This is a genomic window from Verrucomicrobium sp. 3C (genome assembly GCF_000379365.1).
Classification (GTDB): domain Bacteria; phylum Verrucomicrobiota; class Verrucomicrobiia; order Methylacidiphilales; family Methylacidiphilaceae; genus Methylacidimicrobium.
This window is the reverse complement of the sequence record NZ_KB901876.1, coordinates 331,971-343,817: the sequence shown is the minus strand read 5'-3', so window position 1 is coordinate 343,817 and position 11,847 is coordinate 331,971. Positions and strand designations below refer to the sequence as shown.

At 63.4% G+C, this 11,847-nt stretch carries 7 protein-coding genes; 3 read left to right on the top strand and 4 right to left on the bottom strand.

The genetic code is table 11. From position 1 onward, the window contains the following. Positions 1-278: 278 nt before the first annotated feature. Both A37A_RS0112455 and A37A_RS0112450 read right to left on the bottom strand, forming a co-directional pair. Positions 279-1,073, bottom strand: a complete 795-nt coding sequence (locus A37A_RS0112455; RefSeq protein ID WP_018291821.1) for an ABC transporter permease — start codon at positions 1,071-1,073, stop codon at positions 279-281. A gap of 171 nt (positions 1,074-1,244) precedes the next feature. After that, positions 1,245-2,060, bottom strand: a complete 816-nt coding sequence (locus tag A37A_RS0112450; protein WP_018291820.1) for an ABC transporter ATP-binding protein — start codon at positions 2,058-2,060, stop codon at positions 1,245-1,247. A gap of 144 nt (positions 2,061-2,204) precedes the next feature. On the opposite strand from A37A_RS0112450, the gene A37A_RS0112445 reads away from it, so the two are divergent. Continuing rightward, the gene (locus tag A37A_RS0112445) at positions 2,205-4,772 is read left to right on the top strand and encodes a glycosyl hydrolase family 28-related protein (protein WP_018291819.1); all 2,568 of its coding nucleotides are present in this window, start codon (positions 2,205-2,207) and stop codon (positions 4,770-4,772) included. Positions 4,773-5,037: 265 nt separating this feature from the next. On the opposite strand, the gene A37A_RS0112440 is transcribed toward A37A_RS0112445, so the two are convergent. After that, positions 5,038-5,856, bottom strand: a complete 819-nt coding sequence (locus A37A_RS0112440; RefSeq protein ID WP_018291818.1) for an SDR family oxidoreductase — start codon at positions 5,854-5,856, stop codon at positions 5,038-5,040. A gap of 232 nt (positions 5,857-6,088) precedes the next feature. Here A37A_RS0112440 and A37A_RS0112435 point away from each other — a divergent pair, with 232 nt between their 5' ends. Further along, entirely contained in the window at positions 6,089-6,520 is a 432-nt protein-coding gene (locus A37A_RS0112435; RefSeq protein WP_018291817.1) for a hypothetical protein, read from the top strand. An 82-nt stretch (positions 6,521-6,602) separates the two neighbouring features. Then, complete coding sequence (locus tag A37A_RS0112430) at positions 6,603-7,205, top strand: Uma2 family endonuclease (RefSeq protein ID WP_018291816.1); 603 nt, start codon at positions 6,603-6,605, stop codon at positions 7,203-7,205. Between the two features lie 312 nt (positions 7,206-7,517). Here the strand turns inward: A37A_RS0112430 and A37A_RS0112425 are convergent, their stop codons facing one another. Beyond that, a complete protein-coding gene (locus A37A_RS0112425; protein WP_018291815.1) occupies positions 7,518-11,822 on the bottom strand; it encodes a DEAD/DEAH box helicase in 4,305 nt (1,434 codons plus the stop codon). Between the last annotated feature and the right edge of the window lie 25 nt (positions 11,823-11,847).

Below are 11,847 nucleotides of genomic sequence, written 5' to 3'. Positions count from 1 at the left end.
AGCGGGGAGTGGAAACGGCCGATAGGGAGAGATACTCAGGCACTGTCATACCGAAAGGGGCAGCTCCCGCTATGGCTCTCCTACGTCGCACCGCGCCACTCCTCGACTCCACGCAAATTGCGTAGCCGAGGCGCCGCAAATGGACTTGGATGCGAGGCGCGGCGCTGGTTTTCCCCCGGAGCTGTATGAGGACATACTGCAAGGATGGAAAACCAAGTCAAATGAAGCAGACAAGCCCATTGTGCAAGCCGCAGGAGAAAGCTTGTGAGAAATGGCGGCTAGATCAGGATCCGGGGATAGAGTTTCGCGGCAAGAAGGACCAGCAGAGTCAGGGTGATGCTCAGCACCGCAAGGTCCGTCCCCAACCCGACTGCGCTGTGGGCCTGGGCGAGCATGAGGGTGCGCAGGGCATCGACTAGGTAGGTCAGGGGGTTGAAGTGGGAAAGGATGCGGAGCCAGCCGGGCATAAGATGGAGGGGATAGATCGCATTGCTGGCAAAGAAGAGGGGCATGGTCAAGAGTTGGCCGATGCCCATAAGCCGTTCCCTCGTCTTGACGAGACAGGCGACGATCAGGGATAGGGTGGAGAAGAGCGCCGAGCCGAGAAGCGTGAAGGCCAGGATGGCGAGGATGGAGCCGGGCTGCCAGCGGATCTGGACTCCCAGGGCCGCCGCCAGACCGAAGATCACGATCGCTTGCGAGAGGCTGCGGACTCCTCCCCCGAGTGCCTTCCCCAGCACGAGGGTCCAGCGGGGCGCGGGGCTCACCAGGTAGCGGGTGAGCACTCCCGAATCCCTCTCCCAGATCGCGGAGATGCCATAAAAGATCGAGATAAAGAGGGCGCTCTGCGCCAGGATGCCAGGGGCCAAAAAATCGAGGTAGGGAAGCCCGTCGGTGGGAATCGCGCGGATCCGGTCCATGACCTTGCCGAAGATCAGGAGCCAGAGCAGGGGTTGAACGATCCGGGTAAAGAGCTCGATCGGATCGTGGCGAAGCTTTCGGAGCTCCGCTTCGGCGATCGCCGAGATCTGATCCCAGGAAGCAAGTAGCTCGGCAAGGCCCTTAGCCGCCATTTCTCGCAAATTGCGTAGCCGAGGCGCCGCAAATGGACTTGGATGCGAGGCGCGGCGCTGGTTTTCCCCCGGAGCTGTATGAGGACATACTGCAAGGATGGAAAACCAAGTCAAATGAAGCAGACAAGCCCATTTTGCAAGCCGCAGGAGAAAGCTTGAGAGAAATGGCGGTTAGCCATGCCTGCGGATCGCCTTTCGGGTGCGGAGCACCTCCGCATACCGGTTGCCTTCGGAGGGATGCGGCTCGCCCGCGATCTCGAGGAAGACCTCTTCCAGGCTCCTTTGTCCGCCTTGGGCACGGCAGAGCTCCTCGGGAGAGCCGAGATTGACGAGTCTTCCCGAGCGGAGAAAGCCGACGGTCTCACAGAGCTCGCTCGCCTCTTCCATGTAATGGGTGGTGAGAAACATTGTCATCTTCCACTGCTGCCGAAGCTCCCGCAAGTGGCGCCAGAGCGTGCGCCGGGCAGCGGGGTCGAGTCCCGCCGTCGGCTCGTCGAGGAAGAGCACCTTGGGCCGGCTGACGAGCGACTGTGCGATCTCGAGTCGGCGGATCATCCCGCCGGAATAGTGCCGAACGAGTTTCCCGGCCTGTTCGATTCCCATGAAATCCAGGGCTTCCTCGATCCGTCCCCGCCGCTCCGAGCGGGGGATCCGGTAGAGCTTGGCTCCGATCCAGAGGTTTTCATAGCCGGTCAAGTCGGGGTCGGCGGAGAGCATTTGGGGGACATAGCCGATGCGGGCGCGGACGGCAGTCGGGTCCCGGATGACGTCGTGGCCGTCGATGCTTGCCGTTCCGGATGAGGGGGGAAGCAGGCTGGTGAGCATGCGCACCGTCGTCGTCTTTCCCGAGCCGTTTGGGCCGAGGAGGGCGAAGATGGCCCCGGCGCGGACCTGCAGGGTGAGGTGGTCGACGGCGCAATAGGGGCCGAAGCGGCGGGTGAGCTCGTGTGTCTCGATGGCGAAGGAAGAAGAGTCGTTGTCTACCATCCAAACAGGTCCGGTGATCCGTGCCCCCCAAAGGGCCGCGTTCTCTTTTTGTCCGCAGGGCTGGCGAATTGCAACTCTTCGGAGCGCAGGCCGAACGGGAACCACTTGCTGGACGGTGCCGCTTGAGGCAGTCTGGCAGGTAGAATGGTCCGGCTTGCCTCTCTGGCCTTTGCTCTCTTTTTTCTCTGTTTGGGCGATTCGGCCCGCGCGGCGAAGATCTTCTGGGTTTCGGAGCCGGTTTTGCCGGGAGAGATGGCCCTTTTGTACGGCGGGGATCTGGGAGGAATTCGGTCGGTCGCGACTTGGCCCTTGGAGGACGGAGAGCCCCAGGAGCCCAGGAGCGGTTTCCCCCCGACTCCTTCGATGGCGGTCTCCGTGCCTGTGCAGCAGACCTCCTCCGCCGCGCTCAAGGTCGTCATTCCAGGAGCCTTTGCGCCGGGTCTGTTTGCCCTGGAAGCGGATGGGGAAAAGATCCTCCTCAATCGCCCGAAGCCCGAGTGGAGCCAGCCGGAACGGCTGCTCCCAGGCTTGGTTGAAAACGAGGCGGCCGCAGGGAGCGAGATCGAAATCTTCGGACGGAACTTCGTTCTCGATGTGGAGGAGGGGAAGAAGGCGCGTCTCTTGCTCCGGGAGAGCCGGACCGGCAAGTCGACCCCGGTCGTGCCCCAGCGCGTGGAGCGGTATCGCCTCTCGGTCCGTCTACCCGAGGCGCTTCCCGCCGGAACCTATGAGATCTGGGTGCATAATGGCCACGGAGGCGAATGGGGCTGGGGGGGTGGGGCGACGCTCGTCGTCAAAGCGGCGGAGAGGTGGCCTTCGACGCTCTTCAACGTGCGCGAGTTTGGAGCGAAAGGGGATGGCGTTTCCGACGATTCCGCCGCGCTGCGCAAGGCCTTGGCCGCCGCCGAAAAGGCGGGTGGGGGCATCGTCTACCTGCCAGCTGGCACGTATGCAGTCCGGGAAGCCTTTTTCCTTCCGGCCAAGACCTTGCTGGAAGGAGACGGGAAGGACTTCACCTGGTTGAAATGGCCGCAGAGTGCTCCGCTCTCGCCGAGCGAGTTTCTTCCCGCCGTGCTCTACGGTAGCGGCCAATATTCGATCGAAGGGCTCTCGCTTTTGGTGCGCAACGCACGAAGAGTGCTGCTCGACTTTTCGGTTCTCGCCGATCGGCTCCTTCCGGTTGATCTGGCGGAAGCGGAAATTCCTGCGGCGCTTCGAAAGAGGGGGGCTACCGCGCCTTGGGAGACCCGGGATCTCTTTTTCCGAAATGTCCGGATCGACTATCTTCCGTTCGCTGGCTCCCCCGGTCGGGAGCCCCAGAAGGATCCGCAGTGGGCCCTGGGACGGTGGGGCCTGGCGGGACGAGAGGACGAAGAGCTCTCCCTCTTTTTGGGAGGCGTTCGAAACGTGGAAATTTCCGACTGCGAGTTCATCGGGATGCGCCACCGGCTGCTCGATCTCCGGAACGGCCGAATCGTCGACAACGATTTTTCCAATCCGATGGGTGCTCTTTGCCACACAGCCGTAGGGGGGCGCTACCTGGCTCTGCTCGACAACTGGGTGGCCGACGGTAGCGTCCTCCGAGGCCACCTGGACGGCTGCCGCTTTTTTGCGGTTGCCCACAATACCTTCAGCGACTTCGGGCGAGGCGACCGGATGGCGTTGACTTTTCGAGGCGAGCCCTTGCGGGGAAAGTGGCTGGGAAGAAAGGGCCTTCCTGTCCGATGGTTCCCTGTGGAGAGGATCGAGGGAAAAACGATCTCGCTGCTCCGCGAGCGCCTGGCTCCGGGAGAGCTTCGGGGCGCCGGGGTGAGGATCGAGAGGTCGGATGGCTCGGAGAGTTGGATTCCCGTGCGGGACAACACTGAGCAGTCGATCAACTTGGCGTGGGCTCCCAAGGCTGGAGCGGAGGTTCCCGATTGGGTCGAATCCGGTGGATATCTCCCGCCCCGGCTTTCCGCGGTCGCCCGAAGCTCCGGGAAAGATCTCTTTCTCGTGGACAAGCTCCCCGGCGACTACGAGGGGCTCGATGCGCAAATTGTCAGCGGGCGAGGCGCCGGTCAAGTCCGGACGGTTACTCAGGCGCAGGGGGATCGTCTCACGGTCGATCGCGACTGGGATGTCGCTCCCGATCGAACGAGCCAGGTTCTCCTCCACCAGCTACAGGGGAATGGGATCTTTTTCGGGAACGAGGCGGAGGATCCTAATGGCCTCTTCGTCGGTCAGGGGGATCTCTACGATGTGGTCTTCGACGCGAATACGGTGCGGCGGAGTTCGGGCATCTGGCAAAGCTCCGGAACCTTTCTTCAATTTCTGGAAAACGTCCTGGATGTCGCGGTCCGCTATGGGGAGGTTTCCGCCAGCGCCCCGCCGATTCCCGAGCACGGCATGCTCGGGCTGTTGGCAGGTGGAGAGCTCGGAGAGCGTTTTGCCAGCCCTTTTGAGCTTGTGCGCGGAGTGATCTTTCGCAGGAACCGGCTGGCTTTCGGCCATCGTATCCTGGTCGGGCCGAGGCCGGGATCGGGTCCAACCGCCGCCGTGGTGGCGACGGATCTGGTGGTCGATCACAACTGGTTCGAACATGAAACGGTCGGAATCGAGCTGGAGCGCGGAGTGCGGCAGGCGGTCTTGTTTCGGAACCTCTTCTTCGATGTCGCGGTTCCCCAGCAGGTGAGCCAAGCGACCGAGGTGGAGATCGTTCCGGGGCCCTGATCTGCCTGTCTCACAAGCGTTCTCCTGCGGCTTGCGCAATGGGCCTATCTGCTTCGCTCTCGCTTGGTTTTCCCTCCGCGCAGCATGTCGTCATACAACTCCGAGGGAAAACCTGCGACCCGCCTTGCATCCAAGCCCATTCGCCTCGCCTCGGCTACGAACTTTGTGAGACGTGCAGGTTGATCCTGTTCAGGTCGTCTGGCCGGCCGGGCCTGTCTGGACTGGATTCTATCCGTGGCGCTGCATCCCTCCTTGCTCGGCACCGTCAAAGCTCCTGAAAGGTTGGCCGGATCAGGACCTCGTTGACGTTGACGTGCGGCGGCTGCGTGACGGCGTAGAGGATAGCCGAGGCGATGTCCTCAGCCCGGAGCGCCTGGCCTTCTTGGAAGTACTGCTGGATTCCCTGCAGGGCCTCCGGATCGGTGATGGTTCCGAGGAGCTCGGTCGTAACTGCCCCGGGCTCGATGATCGTGACCCGGATGTGATCGGAAGGGGAGAGCTCCATCCGCAGCCCTTCGGAGAGGGCGCGAACGGCATGTTTGGTGGCGCAATAGACCGCGCTTCCGGGAAAGACCTTTCTTCCGGCGACGGAGGAGAGGGTAACGATGTGGCCACTCTTCTGTTCGAGAAACGCGGGAAGGACCGCGGCAATGCTGCTGAGAACCCCTTTGATATTCACGTCGACCATGGCCATCCATTCCGCAACGCGCAGATGCCGCATGAGGGAGAGCGGCATGATGCCAGCGTTCGCCACAAGAATATCCACGCCCCCAAAGCGCTTGCGTGCGACGTCGACGACGTTTTCCACTTCCGTCGGCTCCCGGACATCGCAGCGCAGGGGCAGGGAGTTTCCCCCTTCCTGCGCGATCCGCCGGCTGAGATCTTCGACGCGGTCGAAGCGGCGGGCGGTGGCGACGACGTTCGCGCCTTCGCGCGCAAGGGCGAGCGCGGTTGCCTGGCCAATGCCGCTCGATGCTCCGGTGACGATGGCGGTCTTTCGTGAGAGAGGTTTCGTGTCGGCTCCTTGTTTGCGCAACTTTAACAGAGCGGCTTTGGAGCTGTCGAGAAAGCCCTTTACCGCCATTTCTCACACATTGCGTAGCCGAGGCGCCGCAAATGGGCTTGGATGCGAGGCGCGGCGTCGCTTTTCCGCCGGAGCTGTATGAGGACATACTGCAAGGATGGAAAACTAAGCGAGAGCGAAGCAGATAAGCCCATTGTGCAAGTCGCAGGAGAAAGCTTGTGAGAAATGGCGGTTTACTTTTTTTGCCATCGAAAACCGCATCGGCGCACGGTAGTCTCACCATGAGCAGACGATGCAGACAACCTTTCTGGCCGGAATCCTCCTTCGATCCGCGCTCCTATCGACTGCCGTGCTGCCGATCAGTTCCTGCGTTCCCCAGGAGAGTTGCCCATTGGTGACCGAGCAGGACAAGCGGCAATTTGCCGAGGCTCTGCAAGCGAGCCCGCTGGTGCGGGTGACCGTGCTCTCGATGGTTCCGAGCCGAATCTACCGGTGCGGCGTAGCGGTGAGGTGGACTACCTCGGTGAGCGCGATCGGCCTTTCGCCGGAAGGGCGTCCTACGACTAGCTACTGCGGTAGTTTCGAGATGACAGCCGATTTTCCGCGAAACTCCTTCGGGGAGATTGCCGTGGCCTCTTCTCTCCCACCCTACTGGTCGGATACGGTTCGTGACATTCAAACCTACACCATGATGAGCCGCCGGCCGTCGGGTGCTCCCCGGTAGCGAAGCGGGCGGTTAGCCGGGGCGCCCGCTTGCGACGCTCCCTGGGCGTGGGTATCGTGAAAGCAGCAGCAAGGAGGCCATCATGCCGACGACTCTGGGCCCATCCACGGTGAAGGATTGGCTGGCGACTCCCGAAGGGAAGCATTGGGAGTTGATCCACGGGAATCTCATCATGACGGAGGAGACAGGGGGCAATAGCGGCTTGGCGGGGGAGATCGAGTGGAGGATCAGGAGTTATCTCGACGGCCGTTCCTCCGGCATCGTGCGGCATAACGTCGCCTTTTCTTTCCCGGAGATCCTGGATGCGGATCGGGAAGGGGTGGTGCCTGATCTTTGCTACATCCCGAACGACCAGTTGGATGGCTGGGACAACGAAGCGAATGTCCAGGAAGAGGTGATTCCGGTGCTGGTGGTCGAAATTCTCTCTCCCTCGACGGAGAAGATCGACCTGGTGGACAAGGTGGAGATCTACCGCGCGGTGGGGATTCGCGAATACTGGATCTTCGACCGGCAAGCGGAGACGGTGCGAATCTATCGCTTCCAGGAAGATCCGGAGAAGCCGGTTGCGGTCAAACGCTTCGACGATACGTTGAGGACGCCGCTTTTGCCGGAGTTCTCCTTGGAGCTGCCGAGGGTTCGGCAAGCCCTGGCGATCGGAAGAAAGGGTTCGAGGCCATCGCGGTGACCGTCGGATCGGACTTTACCGCCGTTTCTCCTAAACGTTCTCCTGCGGCTTGCGCGATGGGCTTGTCTGCTTCGTTCTCGCTTGTTTTTCCATCCTGACAGTATGTCCTCATACAGCTCCGGTGGAAAAGCGGCGCCGCGCTTCGCATCCAAGCCCATTTGTGGCGCCTCGGCTACGAAATTTGTGAGAAATGACGGTTTATGGATGCTTGCTGTCCGTCTCGCTCTATCCTCTGCTCGAAGGAGGCTGCTTTCCTACGGAATGGGGGTACGTTGGGCGACGACCGTACGGTGGGGGAAAGCGGCCTCCAACTCATCCGGATTCCGCGTCAGCCCGGCGCAGGAGCCGCTGGGTGGCTTCCCATTCTTCACGGGAGTCCAGCGGACGCAGGAAGTGGCGCTTTCCGGAGAGCAGAACCGCGACGCACTCCCCATCTCGGTAGAGGAGGCGGTTGCCGGCGAGAGCGGGCAATCTCTCGCCTGGGGTAACGATGCCAACCAGATTCACGGGGTCTGCGCCGCAGACCGAAATCCAGCCACCGTTGCCGGGTTGCTCCCGGACCTTCCACAGGGAGGCTGCCGCTTCGGGGAGGGCGAACTGTTCTCCAGAGAAGCCGGCGACGAAACGTCCGCCGCGAATCTCGCCGCGCGCCTCGAGGCGGCGGTAGGCGGCCAGGAGCCGCCACCAAGGAGAAAGAGCTTCCTCCCGAGCCAGTAGCTTGCGAAAGATCACACCGTAACGCCGCAGGAGAACCCGGCCGATTGCCTCCGCCCGCTCCTCTTCTTTTAGGGCGGTAGGCGAGGGATTGAGAGACCAGCGGCCCGCAGGTGCGTGCTGCTCCTTTCGGCGCTCCCGCTCCGGGAGGAAGAGGTGAAGCCCGGAAAATCCGTCGCAGCGGGCAAGGCCGCTTCCCGCAAGCTCCGCCAAGCCTTCGACCGTTTCTCCCCGGAGCAGGCCGCATCCCTCCAGGATGTCGGGAAAGAAGGAAGGGCCATGATCCTGAAGGTAGGAGTGGACCGCTTCCGCCCGGTGGGAGAGTTCGCCTGGGATGGAAAGTTCTCCGGTCATCCAGAGAGGGAGCCTGCCTCGTGGCAGGATGGCGATCGGCGAAGAAGACGTCAGGCGAGCCGTCCGGCCTTCCTCTTGGCGGCGGCGCAGGCGATGCCAGAAGAAGCGGCCGTCCAGGCTGGCGCGTTCGAGCCAGGCTGGATCATAGCCCTCGATCCGGGCCGGGAGAAGCTCCTGCTCCCAGGTGGCCGGGGGCGCGGAGACTCCTTCCAGCAGGGCGAGGATGGAGACGAGGCTCTCCGGTCCGGCCATGCGCTCCTCAGGAGAGAGCTTCTGCCAGGAAAAAAGAAAGCGGAGGAAGTCCGAGGCGGAGGCCGGGCGGATCGAGCGGCGAAGGCGCTCTTGGCCGTAACGATGGATGCGGGCCAGCAAGCCGCGCGGGCACCACTGCTCTTTTTCCTCTCCGGCGAGCCAGCGGCCGCGAAAGAGGAAGCCTTCCGCTTCGAGAGCGGAAAGCGCGGGGAGGAGCTGTTCGCCCGAAAGCGCGAGCGGGAGACCCAGAACCGGAGCAGAGGCGGGCCCCAGGCCCTGAAGGCGGCCGCGGAGGAGTTCGCGAAGGGCGAAATCGGGCTCCAGGGAAGCCGGATCAGGCAGAGGAGTCTTTTCTCCCAAAACGATCTCCCCCTGCGGGAAGAGCGCTTTCCAGTGGGCGAGCCAAGCAGGAGAGCTCCAAAGGAAGGCGCTCCGGTCCGGCCGGCAACGGAAGGCGATGGCTCGGCCGGCCTTCACCAGTTCTTGGAGCAGAGGTTCCCAGGAGCGTTCCGGTCTTTGCGGGGAACCGCAGAGCTGCTCCGGCCGTCCCTCCCTTCCTTCCCGGAGAGTGAGAAAGCCCAGGAGAAGAAGCGCATCCTCCATCTGATCCGGATCCTCGGGGTCGGGCCAGGCTTCCTCTTGCACTCGCCGCACGGCAATCGGATCGGCGCACGAGAGCTGCCGGAGTTCGGCAGGAGAGAGGTGGCCGGAGTAGGTCAGGGCGCGCGCCCGGCGCTCTTCGAGAGGGGCGGGATCGAGGAACGAGTAGGGGTGGGCGGCCAAGACGGAGCGGGCGGCGGAGGAGGGCTCACGGAGATCCCGCGCTGTCGCAACGATCTCGCCCGTTTGCAACTTGCGAAGGATTGCTTCCAGTCCGGAGAGATCCATGACCTCCGAAAGGCAGTCGCGGAGCGTCTGCTCGACCAGGGGATGATCGGGGCATTCCCGGTCGCCGCTGATGTTTTCCAGGCAGGCGACCGCATCCGGAAAGATCGCGCCGAGCAGCTCCTCGGCTTCCATCCGTTGGAGAAGGGGAGGGACCCTGCCTTTCCCTCGGCGCCGGGGGACCGCAAGCGCGATCGAGGCTGTCCAGCGCCAGCGGACGGTGAACATCGGGCTCGCCAAGAGTGCCTGGATCAGGACGGAGCGGACGGATTCCGGATGGAGGAAGGAGAGGATGTCCGCCAGAGGGAAGCTATGCGCATGGGTGAGCGAGAGCAGGATGGCGTCCTCGGTCGCCGCGGCTTGGAGCTCGAAGTTGAACTTGCGGCAAAATCGTTTGCGAAGGGCGAGCCCCCAGGCGCGATTCACACGGCTGCCGAAGGGAGAATGGATGACGATCTGGGTTGCTCCGCAGGGGTCGAAAAAGCGCTCGAGCCCGACCTGTCCGGGATGGGGGACAACGCCAAGGGCCGATCGGGTTGCCGCCAGGTAGGAGCAGAGTTCTCGGGCGGCGCGTTCGGAGAGTCCGAGCCAGCGTTCGAGCTTGCTCGCGACGATCCCTTCCGCGTCCGTTGAAGCTCTTCCTTCGGCTTCCTTAAGCCACTGGTCCACGCGGCGACGGATCGTGCCCGCATTCGCGGAGAGCTCGCGGCTGCGGCCGGGAAGCTCCCCGAGCCAAAACGGGATCGTCGGAGCCTCTCCGTGTGCATCCTCAACGCGGACCACCCCCCGTTCGATCTTCCGAAGCCGCCAGGAGGTGTTGCCCAAGGCAAAGATGTCCCCCGGGAGGCTCTCGACCGCAAAATCCTCATTTACCGTGCCCAGGGTGATTCCCTCGGGGTCCGCCACGACGGGGTAATCGCCGGCATCGGGAATCGACCCGCCGTTGAGCAGCGCCGCGAGCCGGGCGCCCTTCCGGGGAAGAATTCTCTTCCGCGCGCGGTCCCGGAAGAGAAAGGCCCTGCTCCTTCCTCGCCTCGCGGAGTAGCCGTCGGCAAGCATCTGCACGAGCCGAAGGAATTCCTCGCGACGGAGCCGACGATACGGATAGGCCCGCCGGATCATCCGGAAGAGCGCCTCTTCTTCCTTTGGGCCGGTCGCCACTTCCGCGACGATCTGCTGGGCAAGAACATCGAGCGGGGCTTCGGGGATTACGAGACGATCGAGGACTCCCTTCTTGACCGCCAGAAGGAGCCCGGCGCATTCGACGAGATCGTCCTGGCTCAGCGGGAAGAGTCTTCCCTCCGGAATCGCGTCGCCCAGGCGGTGGCCCGATCGTCCGACCCGTTGCAGGAAGGCGCCGATGGATCGCGGAGAGCCGAGCTGGCAAACGAGGTCGATCTCGCCGACGTCGATGCCGAGCTCTAGGGAAGAGGTGGCCACGAGGACCGCGAGTCGCCCGCTTTTCAACCGTTCCTCGGCGACGAGGCGGCGCTCGCGGCTGAGGCTCCCGTGATGAGCGGCGACGTCTTCTTCCCCGAGTCGTCCGGTCAGCTGGTGGGCGACGCGCTCGGCGAGGCGCCGGCTGTTCACGAAGACGAGGGTCGTCTGGCGCGAGCGGACGAGCTCGGCCAATCGATCGTAGATCTCTTCCCAAACCTCGGCGGAAAGGACCGGTTCCAAGGGAGAGGGGGGCAGCTCGATCGCAAGCTCCCTCCTTCGTTGGGAGCCGAGATCGACGATGGCGCAGGAAGGCGCGTCATGGGCTGGCACCCCGGTCAAAAAACGTGCGAGCTCGCCAATCGGCCGCTGGGTCGCCGAAAGGCCGATTCGCTGGAAGGAGAACGGATTCAGGGCGGAGAGGCGCTCGAGGGAGAGGGAGAGATGAGCTCCCCGCTTTCCCGAGGCCACGGCATGGATTTCGTCTACGATCACTACCTCGACGGTAGCCAGGAGGCGGCGTCCGCCCCCGCTCCCAAGGAGCAGATAGAGCGACTCCGGGGTGGTGACCAGAAGGTGCGGAGGCCGGCGTAGCATTTGGGCTCGCTCGGAGGGCAGTGTATCGCCGGTTCGCACGGCGATGCGGATCTCGGGGGCATCGAGGCTGCGGGCGATGAGCTCCCGGCGGATCCCGGCGAGCGGCTCGAGCAGGTTCTGGTGAACATCGTAGGAGAGGGCGCGCAGCGGGGAGACGTAGAGGACAGAGACCTCGTCCGCCAGCTTTCCAGACACGCCGCGGTGAACGAGCCGGTCGATTGCTCCGAGAAAAGCGGCCAAAGTCTTCCCCGATCCCGTCGGCGACGAGAGCAGAACCGGCCACCCGCCCTGAATCAGGGGCCACGCCGCCCGCTGCACCGGCGTAGGGATGCCCATTGCCTTGGTAAACCAGTCTTGGACGGCGGGATGGAAGCTCACGATCCTTGTACCAGGAAAAAACCGC